The sequence below is a fragment of the Epilithonimonas sp. genome (genome assembly GCF_036780765.1).
Classification (GTDB): domain Bacteria; phylum Bacteroidota; class Bacteroidia; order Flavobacteriales; family Weeksellaceae; genus Epilithonimonas.
This window is the reverse complement of sequence record NZ_DAIQCG010000011.1, coordinates 45570-62660: the sequence shown is the minus strand read 5'-3', so window position 1 is coordinate 62660 and position 17091 is coordinate 45570. Positions and strand designations below refer to the sequence as shown.

Sequence of the window (17091 nt, the reverse complement as noted above, 5' to 3'; positions counted from 1 at the left end):
AATCAAAATTTATTATCATGGGAAAAGTTTATGATTCCATTCTTGCCGGCACATCTGGCAGAACAGGCCGCGTAGTGATCGCCAACGTATTTGGTACGGAGTACACCCGCGTCCGCCCCAGAAAACGCTCTGGTGCTCCTACTCAGAAACAGTTGCTTATCCAGTCCAGGATGACACGTTGTGCAGACTTTATGGAGTCCTACAGGCCTTATGCCTGCCAGCACTTCGGACACCGCATTGGCATCTCAGCACCATTCAATCTAGCAATGACCAATCTGATGTCCAACTTTGTATTAGATTATACAACAGACTCTATAAGCATTCAATATCCCAACATCTCTTTCTCTAGAGGAAAACTTCTCGCTGCTATTCCCACATCAGTAGACATCACAACCGATGGTGCATTACAGGTCAATTGGCAAGACAACTCCGCAAGCAACAGAGATCGAGAAAAAGACTGGATATAGATACTGGTAGCGGCAGAAGGCGAGATTATGACAGCTTTTGCACAAAATGCTGCACAGCGTTCCACAGGAACCTATAACTTCATTCTACCACCCAACTTTACAGGAAAACCACTCCATATTTGGGTCGCTTTCCGTAGTCAAGATGCTACTTTAGTGTCAAACTCTATCTATGCTGGCAGTCCTTCCTAGCAAAAAAATTACATTTTAACCCTTCAGCAGGAGATATCATACAAGGTATTTCCTGTTTTTATGTCAGATAGATTATCAATTTTTGAGTTTAATAAAAGCCTTATCTTTTTCTCACATACCTTCGCCACTCCCACTATTCTACCTCTTGCAGATATATCGAGAAGCTTTATAAGCTATATATACAACCTAAGCTTAAGAACTGTCGGTTTTAGAAGAGTTAAAGACATAAGTATAACAAACTCCAATTATTTTAAAAAAGCCCCTCCAAAAATAGCTTGGGAGAGGCAAATAATAGAGAGAAAAATGTAACAACAATAACTCAACTTAATACTAAGATTCTTAACTCTTAATCTATAACTTCATTCTTACGTCTATTGAAAACCCAGAAGATAATCGGGAAAATCAGTAATGTCAAAATAGTTGCGGTAATCAGTCCACCAATTATTACAATCGCCAAAGGTTTCTGAGATTCGGAACCGATTCCTGTAGAAAGTGCGGCTGGAAGTAAACCGATTGAAGCCATCAAAGCTGTCATCACCACCGGTCTGGTTCTTACTTTCACACCTTCCATTATCGATGTATCGAGCGATAATCCATTCTTGACATTCTGATGAAATTCCGAAATCAAAATCACACCATTTTGGATACAAATACCAATCAAAGCAATCATTCCAACACCGGCAGAAATCCCAAAATTCATATGTGTGATATGAAGCGCGATAATAGCACCTATCAATGCAAAAGGAACGTTAGCCAGAACCAAAAGCGAATCTTTCATATTCCCAAACAAGATGAACAACAGGAAGAAAATCCCGAGAATACTGATAGGAACAACCTGAGCCAATCGATTGGTCGCTCTTTGCTGATTCTCAAATTGTCCTGTCCAGCCAATCTTGTAACCATCCGGTAATTTGATTTTATCAACTTTCTTTTGAGCATCGGCAATGGTTCCACCCAAATCTCTGTCTCGGATAGAAAACTTAACCCCGATATAACGTTTGATATCATCGCGGTAAATAAAGGCTGCTCCATTCTCTTTCTCAATCGTACTGATTTCCTTCAACGGAATCTTTGCGCCATCCTGAGTCGGAACCATCAGAGAAGCAATATCTTCTTCATTCTTTCTGTAATCTTCCGCATATCTTAATCTGATTGGGAATTTTCTTTCACCATCAAACATTTCGGATGCTGTTTTCCCACCGAAAGCCATTTCCAAAACCGCTTGTGCATCGGCAGGCAAAACACCGTAAGCTGCCATTTTGTTTCTGTCCAAAACCACACTTATTTCGGGCTGACCGATATTTTTGATAATTCCGGGTTCTTTGACTCCTTCTACATCTTTGATTGCTACCAAAACTTCTTCAGCTAATCTGTCCAATGTATGAAGATTATCTCCATAGATTTTGATTCCGTTTTCTGCTTTGAAACCAGCAACAGCTTCTGCTACGTTATCGGAAATCGGCTGAGAATAATTGAAAGTAATTCCTTGATAATTCTTCAGTTTTTTATCAATTTCTTCAATCAATTCATCATAAGTAATCTTTCTTTTCCATTCTTCTTTTGGTTGAAGACTTACAGCAAACTGCACAAACCCAAATCCATTCGGGTCGGTTCCGTCATTACTTCTACCCGTTTGAGCTAAAACACCAGTCACTTCTGAGAAGCTCATTATATCTTTTTTAAGGATATCAGCCGTCTTTAAAGATTCTTTGAGAGATGAACTCATCGGCATTTCTGCCGTTATCCAAAGCGAACCTTCATTCAATTGAGGTAAGAATTCTGTTCCAAGGAATTTAGCTGAGAATAATGTAATGGCTAGAATTACAGTTGAAACCAAAAGACTTATTTTCTTATTTCTAAAAGTGAATTTGAAACCTTTCATTACACTTCTATCCCAAAAGTTCACGAATGGATTGTTCTTTTCACGCACATTCTTTTTCAATAGTAAATGTGACATTACCGGAACTAAGGTCAATGTGAAAATCAATGCTCCAAGCAATGCAAATCCTAATGTGAATGCTAATGGAGAGAACATTTTACCTTCTACTTTCTGGAAAGAAAAGATTGGTAAAAGTGAAGTAATGATAATCAGTTTTGAGAAGAAAATCGCTTTTCCTAATCCTGTGCCGGTTTGTTTTATCCAACCTGCTTTCGCCATTTTGTTGAAACGTTCCATTCCGTATTTGTGCGCTTTGTGGTCGAGCATTACAAATAATCCTTCGACCATTACGACGGCTCCGTCAATGATAATTCCGAAATCAACCGCTCCTAATGACAACAAGTTGGCGCTCATTCCTGCCATCCTCAGACAGAAAAATGCAAATAACAACGATAATGGAATAATGATAGAAACAATTAAAGTAGTTCGCCAATCTGCCATAAAAATGAGGACGATAACTGTTACCAAAATGATTCCTTCCAAAAGATTATGCATTACCGTTTTGGTAGTGAAATCCATTAGATTCTGGCGGTCGTAGAAGGTTTTCATCTTCACATCTTTCGGAAGAATCTTGTTATTCAGTTCATCGATTTTGGCTTTTACAGCTAGGAGAACTTCCTGTGCGTTTTCGCCTTTTCGCATTACCACGATTCCTTCAACCGTATCTTTTTCGTTATCTAACGAAGCCTGACCAACTCTTGGCAAAGAACCTTCGTGAACGTCTGCTACATTTTTAACCAAAATCGGGTTTCCGCCATCACTATGAACAGTAATATTCTCAATATCCGAAATCGATTTTACCAAACCTATTCCACGAACAACATAAGCCTGTCCACTTTTCTCGATAACATCTCCACCGACATTCAGGTTACTGTTGGTTACGGCGTCCAGAACTTCGGAAGGTGTGAGATTATATTTGTCTAATTTTCTTGGGTCGATACTTAATTCGAATACTTTATCCTGACCTCCAAAAACGTTGATATCAGCAACACCTGGAACACTTCGAAGTGCTCTGTCAACAACCCAAGTTTGTAATGTTAAAAGGTCTCTGGAATCTCTATCTTTACTTTCGAGTGTATATCGGAAAATCTCTCCTGTTGGTCCATAAGGTGGTTGAACTTCAGGGTCAATTCCTTCTGGTAAACTAACAGTTCTTAACTGATTATTAACCATATTTCGAGCGAAGATGTCGTCCACGCCGTCTTCGAATAAAATCTTGACAATGGAAAGTCCAAACATTGTGGTACTTCGGACACTGGTCTTTTTCTGAACAGGACTCATTGCCAGCTCTATTGGTGTGGTAACGAATCGTTCTACTTCTTCTGCACTTCGTCCGTTCCATTGCGTGATGATGACGATTTGAGTATTGGTTACATCAGGAAATGCTTCAATTGGCATATTTTTGAAACTGATGAAGCCCGAGACCGCCAAAATCGCTACCCAAATGAAGGTGAAAACTTTGTTCTTGAGTGAGAATGCTATGATGTTTTTGATGAATTTGTTCATACTTTTTATTTTATATTGAAATTGCAACTGCATTTTATCGCCAAGTCCGCAAAGATTTTTTTTTACAAACTATATGTTTTTAAGTTCGCAAAGCCGTAAAACTTAGCAAAAACTAATAAAATTGAATTGCAAATGCGTGAGGGCGAAGGGCATTGTTGGAGCTCTTCCCAGAAACCTTGCAAGGTTTTTGGGAAAGCGACTACCCGTAGACCGGCCCGCTTGTTCCGACTGCAAATCGGGACAAAGGGACACGCCCAAATTTTAGTTATTCAAAGAGCGATAAATCAATAATTGATTGGTGGTCACGATGCTTTCTCCTTCCGAAAGTCCTTCAGAAACATAAGTTGTTTCTGAATTTTGTTTCAAAATCTTAAGTTCTTTGACTTTGATATCGGTTTGAGATTTATAAACAACCACGAAATATCTGTTATCATCAAAAATTACTGCTTTTGAAGGGATTGCCAATGCTGTTTCATTTTCCGAAGACGAAACACGAATAGTCGCTTTGCTATCAGGAATCAACAATCCTTGGGAATTGTCCAAGACTACCCTAGCCTGCATTGCATTGGTCTCAGGATTTATGATTTTGAAAATTTTGTCGATTTTTCCGTAAAAAACTTTGTCTGGATAGGATAATGTGGAAACCTGAGCTTTCATCCCTAGTGTGATTTTATCAATATCAGCTTCATTCACGTTCATTATTGCCCAAACATTTTTGGTGTTTGCAACATCAAAAATATTCTCGCTTCTGTCGCTTCTCAGCTCCATATCTTTGTTGATATCCTTGTGAACGATATAACCATTGATAGGCGAAATAACACTGTAGATATTTCCTTTTCTAACGTTATAAACTGTGCTTACATCGCTGGAACGTTTCAATGCATCTTTTGCTTTTTTAACTTGGCTTTCGGCTTCAAGGACATCTTTTTCTGTATTCAGTTTTCCAGCGTACATTTCTTTTGTTACGCGAAGATTATTCTCAGCAACAATTAAATCGTTTTTAGAGTCACTCACATCTTTCTGAACTTCTGCCAACTCTGTACTTCTAATCGTTGCCAAAACCTGACCTTTGGTAACGTAATCTCCCAATTCTACATTTACGCTCAAAACGTTACCGCCAACTAATGGAAAAATGTCGATGTATTTATTTTTGTCCGCAGAGATTTTTCCGTAGAAACTGTATTCATCCTCGATAAATTTCTTTTCTACTTTTGCAAAGGTTGTACTCTTCAGCATCGTGTTGCTGAGTTCAAAACCTTTGGATTCTTCTTGTGTTACTTCTTCTTTTTTGGAACAGGAAAGTACTGTTGCAGAAAGGATAATTGGTAAAACTATATGTTTAATTTTCATTTAATAAAAGATTTTGGTTTGTACTAATTGATTCAGCTGTTCTGCGGAAATCATAATCTGTTTTTTCATCTCATAAACCTGCAAAACAGTTTGTCTGTAACTCTCCATAAAGTCAGTGAATTCTATCAGGCTGACATTACCACTACGGAAGTTTTTAAGAATTCCGTTATAAACTGTTTCAAGATTTTCTAAATCGATTGGCATTAATTCAAAGTATTGGTCGTATTGGTTTTTCCAGGTTTGATAAGCCGATTCTACCTGAGTTTCGAGGTTCAGTTTTTGATATTCTGAGTTCTTTTCGTTTTGCTGAATCGCATATTTTGCTTTCTCAACATTACCTTTGTTCGATTTCCAAAGTGGAATCGGAATTCCGATTTTCAGATTGACTTCATTATTGAATGTTCCGGAAGCTTGGTCATAATCTGCTCCAACATTGATATCAGGAACATTGAGTGATTTTTGCCATTGTGCATAAAGCTTGCTGTTATCAATCAATTTAAGATTGTAGAGATAATCTGCATTATTTTGCAAGGCTTTTTCCTGAAGAATTTCTAAATCTCCAAAAGGTTGAGAAACTAAGATTTCATTTTCTTCTGGTTTTGATAAACTTGGCGCAACTTTTTCTGAACTTCCTATCAGAATTTTCATATTCTGCTGGAAACCAAGAATATTATTATTGATTTCTATTCTATCATTATTCAATTGAATGACAATACTCTGAAGTCTTACAAAATCTTTTAATGAAATATTTCCTTTGTCAGTCTGAACTTTGTAAGCCGACAAAAGTTCGTTCATATATTTCAACTGAGCATCAACACTGATTTGCTTTTTTTGCTCATAAATCAAGTTATAATAAGTGCTTCTCAACTGCGAACGAAGGTCAACCAACAATTGATTAAATTGAAGTTGGGAAAGTTCTTTGCTTGATTTTGCAAATTGGATTTCGTTTTTCTTCTTCCCACCTAAGTAAATCAATTGTGTGATTTCAACTCCTTTGGCTTTGGTCACATCAAAAACTTTTTTGTCCTGAGGATTCACGGCATTCACGTAGCCTTCTATCTGAGGAAGTTCCCAAATTTTTGCCTGCATAATATCGGCATCAGCCATATTGATATTATACTGTGCGGCGAGAAGTTGGAGATTGTTTTTTTGAAATGCTAATTCGCAATCCTGAAGAGACATCTGCAGCTGTCCGGAAAGACCAACAAATGCCGAAACGGATAACATCAATGTTGTTATTTTGTTCATTCTTATCTCGTTTTGGTTTTGCAAAAATGGTTTTCTGAGATTAAAACGGACTTAAATGTGGCTTAAAAAAAACTTAATTGTGGTTTGGAAGAAAAGGATAATAGACGGATAGAGAATAGATTTTTATGCACAGTTTGTCATTCCGCAGGAATCTAAATAACGCTGAGATTCCTCCGGTATGACAAATATTTTCTAAAAATCAAAAAATTACTTGTTGAAAACCACGGTAAAAAGATTCTCCCTGACCGAAAGTGAAGAATAAGTGATGTCTGCTTTGTGATATTCCAGAATACGTTTTACGATGCGTAAACCTAATCCGGAACCTGTTTTATTATGCGAATTACTTCCTCTCATAAAAGCTTCGAAAAGTTTCTCTCTTTCTTCAATCGGAATAGTTGAACCGATGGAAAATACTTTGACGATAATCCTAAAATCGGTTTCCTTAATCGAAATATCAACTTCCTGATTATCTGAATATAAAGCCGCGTTTTTGAACAAATTAATAAATGTAATCTCCAATAAAGATTTAACACCTTTCACTGTTAAAATAGAGTCTTCTATACTTTCTTCATCAATCTGAAAATCCATTTTGAAGTCGGGAAAATTACGATGGACCGTTTCAAAAGCATCAAAAACAACTTCATCAATCCTTACTTCTTCATAGACACTCGCGATGCCTTCTTTATCGAATTTGGAAAGCAAAAGCAAGGATTTGGTAAGGTCTGACAATTGATAAACATCCTGCAACATCTGCTGCAAAGTAGTTTTAGTTTTATCCGAGTGATTTTCTAATTGAATCAAATTCTCTAACTGAAAAGCCATCCTTGTCAAAGGGGTTCGCATCTCGTGAGCTGCACTGGAATTGAAATCTTTTTGAGATTGGAAAACATCGTTTAATCTGCTTGTCATTAGATTAAATGATTTTGCCAAAACACCAATTTCATCTTGAGAATTTTTTACTACAACAGGAGTTGTTAATTTATGTACGCTGATATCGGAAATATCAGACTTTAGAATTTCCAAAGGTTCAAGGAATTTGGAAACTAGATAATAGCTGAAAAACCAAATCAACAGAATACTTACGACGTAAGAAAAAATCAGCATATATTTCAAGAAATCCAATTTGGATTGTCCTGTAACATCTTGAGCACTAGTTAAAATATAATAATTTTCGCCTTTTATTGTTCTTAAAGCTGCAAAAATCTCGGGAACAGAATTCTCCTGATATATCGTTTTTTCTTTGTCCAGCCGTTCTAATAATTTTTGGTCCCAAGTAATTTTTTTATCTTTCAAAGTACTATAAACCAAACTTTTGTCTTTTCCAAAAATCATAATATTCTCATTCAGAAGAACATTGTCAGAATTCTCATCAAAGAAAATAGGCGCTTCTTTTTCAAAATCGCCAGACTTTTCAATAAAATTGACTGTGAAAACCAAACGCTTTTGAAACCTTTCCCGGAATTCGTCTTTTCTAAAATCATTGAAAGAAACGTACACAATAAACATCATAATCCCAAAAATTAAGGAAAATGCGATGCTTAAACTGATTGCTATTCTACGTTTCAAAGACATAAATTAATTATGAATGATGAATGATTAGTGATAAATGATCAATGATTGCTTTTTGAGTTTTAAAATTCCCAAACTCTTAAAGTGGACTTAGATAATATCCGAAGCCAGGTCTTGTATGAATGAGTTTTGTTTTGAAATTTTTATCGATTTTCTTTCTCAGAAAGTTGATGTAAACTTCGATAGCGTTATTTGTAGATTGGAATTGGTTTTTCCAAACTTCGTCGGAAATATATTGTTTGGAAAGTGTTCTGCCGTTTGCTCTGGCTAACAAAACCAACAATTGAAACTCTTTTACAGTCAAATTAATCTCTTCTCCAGAACGGAAAACTTTGCTATCTTCTGGATAAATAATCAAATCTTCCACAACAATTTTTTCTTTTTCTTCTGTTTTTGGCGTCAGTCTTCTCATTTGAGAATTGATTCTCAACAACAATTCTTCCAACAAAAATGGTTTAACCAAATAATCATCTGCCGCTCTTAAGAACGCTTCTTTCTTTTCCTCAATCCCGTCATAGGCAGAAATAATGATAATCGGCGTTTCGGAATTAGTTTCTCTAATTGTTTTACAAATATCTAAGCCATTGATTTTTGGAACATTGATATCCAAAAGGAAAACGTCATAAGGTTTCTTTGAAAATATCTCAAGAAACTTTTCGCCATCTTCCGCTTTATCGGTTTTGATGGATTTGGATTCTAGGAAAAGTGCAATTTCTGAAGATAAGACAGCATCTTCCTCTAAAAGTAATGCCTGCATTTGGTAATGATTTATTTTACAAATATGAGAAAAAGTAAATTGTGACCGTAAAAAATAGATTACGTTTTTATTTTCAGTTTAAATTTTTATTTTAATTGCTTCTTTAAAACAATTAAAATGTTTATTAGTATTTATAGTAAATTTAGAAAACTTGGAATCCAAGTTGATAAAAATTCGGTAATATTAGATTTAATTCAATTTCAAAACTAGACGAAATTTTAGAAGAAAGCAATTCTAAATTTGATTTATTTTGAGCTTTATATTACTTAAACTAATTATAACAATTAATAGCAGTAACTTTTTCATATACAAACTAATAAAAAAGTCGTTCTAAAGTCAATTATAACTTCAAAACGACTCGATTAATAATATTATATTCTAATTTTATAGACCTGCAACCAAGTCTTTCCACTCCTGAAGTTCAGGATTTCCCGGCTTTCTTTTCCCAAAGAACTGAACGATAAATTCGCCGTCTTTGTTGAATACTTCTACCGAAGTTACTTCCCCATCTTCTGTTGGTTTTTTCGTAATCCAAGTTTCTCCAATCTTAGTTGTATCAAGATGTAAATTAAAATCTGGATCCATCACATTGAACCACTGCTGATGCCAAAGCGTCTTTTTCACTTCGCCTGTATGAATCTGGATAATTCCTCTGTTTCCTACGAAAACCATTATTGGAATATGTTTTTCAGAAGCGTCTTCCAATACATTTACAACCTTAGAATTATCGATTTTTTGAGCAAAACCTTCCGGTGCCAATCTCAAAGCCTGTGTTCTGCTAACTCCGAATTTCTTAGTCATCATAAAGAAATCGTGCGTATCTTTCAAATCTTTCCAAGCTTGTTGGAAACCAGCGACATTAATCTCAGAATCTGCTTTTTCTGCAGGTTTTGCAGCGATTGGTTCTGTTACGATTTCTGAAGATTGCTCTGCTGCTTTATATTTTTCCGTCAAAGCATCAAACTCTGCTTCGTTGCTTTTGTTGGTTAAACAGATTTTATGAAGTGCCAATCCGTCTTTCCCGAAGAATTGGAAGCTTTTTCTATCACCTTCAACCACAGAAAACCCGAATTTCCAAGAGTTGATAAAAATTCTCAAATCGATATCTTCTCCAACGAAAACCTGCCCGTGAGGATTGCTGAAATCTGGGTTCAAATAAACACCTTTTCTCTCGTGTACACATTCGTCATTTCTCGTCAAGGCCATTACTTTCCCAAGTTTTTCAATCTCTTGAAGAAGTGCTGAAAAGTCTGAATTCAAAACTGTAGTTCCATTTCCAAGGTTGGTTAACAAAAGTTCAGCTTCGCTCACACCCAATTGTTCTGCTGCATTTCTTATTCTAAGATGTGGATTTTCTGCTTTCAAAGCTTCCCATTTTTCTTTTAAATCGTTTGTTTTTGTACTCATATTGATTTTTTTTGATTAATTATTGATAATATTTTTAACACAAAGCGCACAAAGTTTTTTTTTAAAACTAACTATTGTAGGGCTCACAGAGGCGCTTTCGCTTATATATGCATTGTCGTGACCGAGCTCCAAAACCTTTTCATCATCAACTAAATGTAATTTTTTTATAGTTTCCTTGGTCATAGAAAAATTGGTTTTCGTTCGTCATCTTTGCGACTTCTTTTCCAATATCTACTTCGGCATTTGCTAGGTTTTTTGTTAATATTTTGAGTTCTTGTTCTTTTATTTTTTAGTTTTTTTTTAAACAGAGAATCTTACGCAACCCGACTTATCTCTTTCATTTTCATTTTTTTTTATTTGAATCGATGAACCACTTCGTTAGGTTTGAGCGGAAATCCTTTTTTGCCAACCTCCAAGTTCTATTTAATCTGAAATGGTCTGCAAAAGATTGGGAGCGGAAGGTGGGTTAAGCTGCCATAATTCTGTTTGTTTTAATTATTTTAACCAAATAAAATCATTGTACTGTCGTTGACCGGATGTTTGCAAATAGTACACGGAAAATTGTAAGCTTGACTGATTTTCTCCTCCGTAAAAACTTCTTCTGGAACGCCGTAGACTAGAACTTCGCCTTTTTCCATCAACAAAATTTTGTCCGCGAAACTTGCAGCTAAATTCAAATCGTGCAAAACAACGACTGCTGTATTGTTATTTTGAGTAAATTTTTTAATTAATTGTAAAGTATTATGCTGGTGTTTGATATCCAGATTATTCAGCGGTTCATCCAAAAACAAAAGTCTGTGCGCTATCTCGTTATCCAACTGTGCGAGAACTCTTGCCAAATGAACCCTTTGTTTTTCACCTCCGGAAAGCGAGTTATAATCTCTATCCCGAAACTGAATAATCTCTGTTTCCACCATAGCAATTTCCGTGGATTTTACATCTTCCAAAGTTGGCTGAGAACCGAAATAAGGATAACGCCCCATCATCACAACATCTTTTACCAAAAGCGGAATATCCTGAGCATTATGCTGAGAAAATTTGGCTTTATGTTTTGATAATTCTTCGAGTTTCCAATCGTAAATTATTTTGTCTTTGAAAAATATTTTCTGTTTTTTATCGGTTTTTATTTCGTTGGCAAGAACATTCAACAAACTGGATTTTCCTGCTCCATTTGGTCCAACAATCGCCAGAAATTCTCCATAACCGACCTTGATATCAACACCTTTTAAGATGCTCACATTCTGACTCTGATAATTTATCTTATGTCCTTTTATCATCTCAAAGTGTTTTTATATTTGATTAAAATAGTAATGAAAATCGGACCTCCAATCAATGATGTTAAAATCCCGATTGGTAATTCTGACGGCGCAACGATCGTTCGGCTGATTGTATCTGCTAACAAAAGCAAAATACTTCCGCAAATCGCTGATAAAGGCAAAATGAAGTGATAATCTGAACGGAATAATAATCTCAAAATGTAAGGAACAATCAATCCAACAAATCCAATTGTACCAGAAAATGCGACGCAAGTTCCTATCATTAATGAAGTTATCAATATGATTTGTTTTTTCAAAGTCTCGACATTGATTCCTAAATGTTGTGCGTCTTTTTCGCCTAATAACATGGCATTCAATGCTTTTCCTTTCGGTAAAATAATGATGTAGGAAAATAATAAAACAATTGATAAAATAATGTTTCTTGTCCAAGTTACGCCTGCTAAACTTCCTAGATTCCAGAATGTTAAGTCTCTCAGTTGTTCGTCCTTAGAAATATAAATCAAAAATCCTACAAATGAAAAACCAATAGATGTAATAGCAACTCCAGAAAGCAACATCATTACGACATTTGTTTTTCCTGCGCTTGTTGAAATTCTGTAAACGATTATCATTGCTAAAAAAGCCCCAACAAATGCAGAAACGCCGACTAAGGAATTTCTGATTAATTCGGGAAGATATTGTTCAAAAGTATGTCCTAGAACGATTGCAATCGCCGCTAGCAAAGTTGCTCCAGAAGTTAATCCAATGGATTCGCCAGTTGCCAAAGGATTTTTGAACATCCCTTGCAACGTAGTTCCAGAAACAGCTAACATACTTCCTATCAGAACAGCCATTACGATTCGAGAGGTTCTAACTTCCCAAATCACGTATTTTTCACTTAATGATAATGAAGAATCACTAGTTAAAAACTTCCACAACACTTCGTAAGAAGAGGATTTACCAAAATCGTAAACACCAATATTTAAAGCTAAAAACATCATAAGTATTAATAAAATAATACCGATTATGGCGTAAAATGTAAGACTCTTTGATTTCAAAACGCTTAATTATTTCGATCCATAGGTTTTACCTACGGTTTTTTTAATTTTCATTGTTCCATAGGTTTCACCTACGGCTACTGATATTAAACCCTTCGGGTTTGTATAATCTATTTTGAAGATTCTATTAGCAATTTGTTTAAACTTAGTGCAGCTTCACCAACCCTTGGTCCAAAAGAAGATAATAATCCTCCATCCAAGGCAATCACTCTCTTGTTTTTACCAGCATTGGTTTGAGAAACACCCGGCATTTTAAGAGCACCTTCTATCCCACCTGAGCTTTGTAATCCGCTTGTGAAGAACAATAGTACATCTGGATTTGACTGCACAACAGCTTCCGGCGTCAAAGGTTTGAAATCCTCGAAATTATTTGCTGCGTTCTGCCCTCCTGCAATCTCGATAATGCTTGCCATTGGTGTATTTTTCCCACCAACCATCATCATATTTCCTCTTGCGTAGATGAAAAGGGCTTTTGGTTTTTTAGCAATTGGTTGGATTTTTTTCACATCCGCATCAATTTTATCCAATAATGCTTGCTGATTTGTATTTCCTAAAGCTTTTGCAACTTGATCAATCAACTTTTTGGTTCCATCGATTGAAAACTCTTGATTGAATAATTCGGTTTGGATTTTTGATGCTTTAATTTTTTCTAACAAATCGGGATTGATGTCTTTATCTGAAGCTAAAATCAAAGTTGGATTAAGCTTCATAATTGGTTCAATCGTCATAGAACGAACGTGTCCCAATTCTTCGGCTGTAGATTTCAAACTTTCCGGATATGTGCTTGTGACATCAATACCTACGATTTCTTTTTCGTGTCCAAGAGCAGCTACAATCTCTGTAAAGCCACCGCTGATACTTACTATTTTTTGATTAGAAACTGGTGCTTCTGTTTTGGTTTGTTCTGCTTTTGCAACTTTAGAATCCTCTTTCTTACAAGAAAACCCGGCTAAAAGAAGCGCTGAAAGAATAGCTATTTTGATATTTTTCATAGATTTATTTTGGTTTGATTAAAGTGGTTTGTATTCGAATTGTGGATAGCCCCGAACGCCTAGATCATTTGTCATTCTCAGAAACTTAATTTTGAAATAAAATCCTTCCGGATCTTTGAGTACATAAAACCTATCTCCATACGTCTCTAAACCATTTGTTCCAACAGGATTTCTCCAGTTAGCACCAATTGTTCTTTGATCCGCATAACTGAATTTTGACATATCTATATCAGAAGCTTTGAAGTTGCTATAATACTCTGTAGCATTAACATTTGAAGGAACTGTAACCTGATAAGAAGCAGCCCCTCCCATAATATTATCTATAACAAAATCACCATAAATGTATGTTCCCGCGCCTTCTATCACATTGGTGAATACGGTAAAACAAAGATCCCATTTTTGTTTTTGTGGCTGAATAAGAAGTTCTTTGTTATTTTTCAGACTAAAGAAATTATAATTATAATCTGTATTTTTTTCTATTATATACTCTTTATAGCTTGCGCTGGCTACCTCTGCATATTTAATTTTATACGCTGTACCTCCAACTCTTGTAATCTGGATTTTCATCCAACCTCTTTCATCGCCACCAGTTGTTATAGAGCCTACCGGTACAGATTCTTTATAGATATCTCTGCCCAAATTCACAAGGTAAACGGCATTATCGGCATCATTAATACCAATTTCAGAAATAGCTGTATAATCTGTAGGAAAATTTCCTTTAACATCATCAACGTAAGTCACATTTGTAGGATCAAAATTAGCAACCTGAACTTTGGTTTTCAGCTCAGTAACATCAGATTCTTTTACTTGGTTAATATCAGTCATATTAGGTATTTTACCAGCAGCCATCATAATAGAAGAATTAAGAACCACTTTGAAACTTTCGCCTGAATAAAAGGCTAAATCCCAATCTGTACGCCTATTAAACGTTTGCTTTGGATTACCTTCTCTATCAACATCACTCAAATCTATCCAAACTTGATTCGGTTGTGTTGGTCCGTCTACACTTGGATTCGCAATCGCTCCTTCTATTGGAGAAACGGCCACAGGATCTTCGTTGTCCTTGAGACAAGATTGTAGGGTAACTATAGATATTAGTATGAATAATAATTTTTTCATTTTCTCAGCTTTTAAAAATTATAATTAACTCTTGCAAAATAACTTCTACCATAGAACAAGTTTTGAGTTCCAGCCGGAGCATTATGCCCTTCACCTCCCATTGCCGTATTTCTGATAGTTGTAACATCAAAAATATTTTTGATACCAAAAGCAAGTTCAAAGTGATTGTTAAAAAATGGCTGACTGACAGTAAAATTCAGCATATTGAAATCTCCAATATCACCTAAAACAAACCTCCCTGGATCACCAGCATTTTTTGTCTCCAAAGAATAGATTTTTCTCTTTCCTGTATATTTGTAGTAAAGAGCAAACAAAGTATTGGTTGCTGGTATTGTGTAATTTGCAGCTGCATTAACTTCCATATAATAATTAAAATCATCTTTGGAAGTAACATTGCCTGTGTTTAAATTTTGTGAAATTCCTAATGTTGAAATCCCAGCATTGAAACTAAAATTATCTTTTCTTGCTGTCAAGCTTGCTCCTAATAATATGGATTTGTAATTGTCAATATTAAGATAGGTGTATTTTAAAGGAATATTACTGATTATAACACTTTCTATACGGTCTTTCACATCCATATACATCCCACTAAGTCCAATAATCATCTTCCAATTGCTTGATGTTGCAGTTGCATAATCCCAAAATACTCCAGCTGAATAACCTGTTTCAGGCTTCAAATTCTCATTACCTCTGATATCGTGATTGTTATCTACCACCCAAGTATAAAGTTCTTCATACTTCGGAAAACGATTGGCAGTACCAAAAATCGTTCTGATATTAGAATTGGAAGAGGTTAAAAATCTTGTTGTTAAAGAGTAATTATATTGTTGGTCAAACTTATCACTTAAAGCTAATCTAGCACCTGGACGGAATGATAGCCATTTTAAAGGATTCCATTCTACGGATAAAAAGTTTGCATAGTTGAAGACTGACCTGCTAATATTCCTGTCATTGTCTCCTATATTATTTTCAAAAGTAGATGAATTGGCAAAACCATTTGTTCTGTCTAGTTCATAACCAATCTGAAAATTAACTTTGTCACTATCTAAAAAATTACTGAACATCCCTCTGGAATAGAGAACCTCAGATTTATAGAATGTTTCCTTCTCATCTTTGGATCTTACAAATCTATTAGGAACATCATAAAGTTTATTTTGCAATTGTCTTTCCTGGATCTGATAGGAGAAATCTCCATTATAATTGATTCTAGATCCTAGTTTTGTGACAATATTTAATTGATGAACCCATCTTGTTGTAAAATAATCTCGATCTCCGGCAGTATAAGTTTTTTCGCCACCACCGAAAGGTAATATTTTTGTAGTTGGATTATAGTAATTAATTTCTTCACTCAAGAAATTAGCTTTATAAAACAATGTTGTATTATTTTTAGAGTAGCGTAAAGCTGCATTCGCAATTAAAAGATCTTTAGGTTGCCATTCATATCCTCGCTCCCCGTTCACAGTCTCATCAAAATGCTTATAACCTTTTTTACTTCCCTGATAACCTTGGAAGTCATTGTGATTAAGATCGGCAGTCAATGTCCAATTATCAGAAATTCTATAACCTAGATTAAGACTTTGGATATGCCTTCCGTTTCCTTTTTTATACCAATCATAATTTTTACCAACAGTTTCCTCCTGTAAAGAAGCATGGATATTGACTTTCTTTTTATAATCTTTTTTAGTGATAATATTGATAACTCCAGCCATAGCATTGTTACCATATTCTACACCCATTGCACCTTTTACAACTTCAATACGTTCTATATTATTGACATTAATTTTAGTAAGGTCAAAGATATTTCCCATTCCCTGATCACTTACAACAGGAATGTTATCTATCAATACTTTTGTATAATCTCCACTCAAACCCATTATAGAGGCATTAGAGTCTCCAGAACTGGGATTTGGAGTAATAAGAATATTTAGATTTTGATTAAGAACTTCGGCAACATTAGTAACTGCCATATTTTTGATTTGTTCTGCAGAAATAACATCTACTTTATAAATCGATTTATTAATAGATTGAGGAATATACTGTCCTGTAATGACGACTTCTTCTATGCTTTTTTGATTAATTGAGTCTTTTTGGGCGTATGCAAAATTTAAAATTGCGATAGTCAGAAGGCTCATCGTTCGCTTCTTCATTGAAAAATTTTTGCTAAGATAAGATTTTATTTAGAATCATTAAAAATAATTTCATATTTTTGTAGAATGATTCTAAATAATAAAAAA

At 35.2% G+C, this 17091-nt stretch carries 11 protein-coding genes and 1 pseudogene; 1 reads left to right on the top strand and 11 read right to left on the bottom strand.

Features of this window, described 5'->3' with window-relative positions:
* Positions 1-17: 17 nt before the first annotated feature.
* A pseudogene (locus tag V7P73_RS13210) lies at positions 18-656 on the top strand (DUF6266 family protein).
* Positions 657-1002: 346 nt separating this feature from the next.
* Here the strand turns inward: V7P73_RS13210 and V7P73_RS13205 are convergent.
* The 11 genes from V7P73_RS13205 to V7P73_RS13155 form a co-directional block, all read right to left on the bottom strand.
* A complete protein-coding gene (locus V7P73_RS13205; protein WP_333854387.1) occupies positions 1003-4101 on the bottom strand; it encodes an efflux RND transporter permease subunit in 3099 nt (1032 codons plus the stop codon).
* A 261-nt stretch (positions 4102-4362) separates the two neighbouring features.
* Positions 4363-5445 (bottom strand): efflux RND transporter periplasmic adaptor subunit, encoded by a 1083-nt coding sequence (locus tag V7P73_RS13200; RefSeq protein WP_333854392.1) that lies wholly within the window; start codon positions 5443-5445, stop codon positions 4363-4365.
* A gap of 6 nt (positions 5446-5451) precedes the next feature.
* Entirely contained in the window at positions 5452-6699 is a 1248-nt protein-coding gene (locus V7P73_RS13195) for a TolC family protein (RefSeq protein WP_333854386.1), read from the bottom strand.
* 207 nt (positions 6700-6906) lie between these two features.
* Positions 6907-8271: a sensor histidine kinase gene (locus V7P73_RS13190; RefSeq protein ID WP_333854384.1), complete on the bottom strand. Its 1365-nt coding sequence runs from the start codon at positions 8269-8271 to the stop codon at positions 6907-6909.
* Between the two features lie 76 nt (positions 8272-8347).
* Complete coding sequence (locus tag V7P73_RS13185) at positions 8348-9025, bottom strand: response regulator transcription factor (protein WP_333854382.1); 678 nt, start codon at positions 9023-9025, stop codon at positions 8348-8350.
* A 384-nt stretch (positions 9026-9409) separates the two neighbouring features.
* Positions 9410-10432, bottom strand: coding sequence for a hemin-degrading factor (locus tag V7P73_RS13180; RefSeq protein ID WP_333854380.1), 1023 nt, complete (start codon positions 10430-10432; stop codon positions 9410-9412).
* Between the two features lie 500 nt (positions 10433-10932).
* Positions 10933-11709, bottom strand: a complete 777-nt coding sequence (locus V7P73_RS13175) for a heme ABC transporter ATP-binding protein (protein ID WP_333854378.1) — start codon at positions 11707-11709, stop codon at positions 10933-10935.
* On the bottom strand, positions 11706-12746 hold the full coding sequence (locus V7P73_RS13170; protein WP_333854376.1) for a FecCD family ABC transporter permease: 1041 nt from the start codon (positions 12744-12746) through the stop codon (positions 11706-11708). The genes V7P73_RS13175 and V7P73_RS13170 overlap by 4 nt, the downstream gene beginning before the upstream one ends.
* Before the next feature lie 110 nt (positions 12747-12856).
* Positions 12857-13738, bottom strand: coding sequence for a heme/hemin ABC transporter substrate-binding protein (locus V7P73_RS13165; RefSeq protein WP_333854375.1), 882 nt, complete (start codon positions 13736-13738; stop codon positions 12857-12859).
* 18 nt (positions 13739-13756) lie between these two features.
* Complete coding sequence (locus V7P73_RS13160; RefSeq protein WP_333854373.1) at positions 13757-14857, bottom strand: HmuY family protein; 1101 nt, start codon at positions 14855-14857, stop codon at positions 13757-13759.
* A gap of 11 nt (positions 14858-14868) precedes the next feature.
* The gene (locus V7P73_RS13155; RefSeq protein WP_333854370.1) at positions 14869-17004 is read right to left on the bottom strand and encodes a TonB-dependent receptor plug domain-containing protein; all 2136 of its coding nucleotides are present in this window, start codon (positions 17002-17004) and stop codon (positions 14869-14871) included.
* Positions 17005-17091: the final 87 nt, after the last annotated feature.

Excerpts from the sequence above, each read along its gene's own strand:
- V7P73_RS13205 (WP_333854387.1), bottom strand. The coding sequence starts at position 4,101 with ATGAACAAATTCATCAAAAACATCATAGCATTCTCACTCAAGAACAAA.
- V7P73_RS13195 (WP_333854386.1), bottom strand. The coding sequence starts at position 6,699 with ATGAACAAAATAACAACATTGATGTTATCCGTTTCGGCATTTGTTGGT.
- V7P73_RS13190 (WP_333854384.1), bottom strand. The coding sequence starts at position 8,271 with ATGTCTTTGAAACGTAGAATAGCAATCAGTTTAAGCATCGCATTTTCC.
- V7P73_RS13185 (WP_333854382.1), bottom strand. The coding sequence starts at position 9,025 with ATGCAGGCATTACTTTTAGAGGAAGATGCTGTCTTATCTTCAGAAATT.
- V7P73_RS13180 (WP_333854380.1), bottom strand. The coding sequence starts at position 10,432 with ATGAGTACAAAAACAAACGATTTAAAAGAAAAATGGGAAGCTTTGAAA.
- V7P73_RS13175 (WP_333854378.1), bottom strand. The coding sequence starts at position 11,709 with ATGATAAAAGGACATAAGATAAATTATCAGAGTCAGAATGTGAGCATC.
- V7P73_RS13165 (WP_333854375.1), bottom strand. The coding sequence starts at position 13,738 with ATGAAAAATATCAAAATAGCTATTCTTTCAGCGCTTCTTTTAGCCGGG.
- V7P73_RS13160 (WP_333854373.1), bottom strand. The coding sequence starts at position 14,857 with ATGAAAAAATTATTATTCATACTAATATCTATAGTTACCCTACAATCT.
- V7P73_RS13155 (WP_333854370.1), bottom strand. The coding sequence starts at position 17,004 with ATGAAGAAGCGAACGATGAGCCTTCTGACTATCGCAATTTTAAATTTT.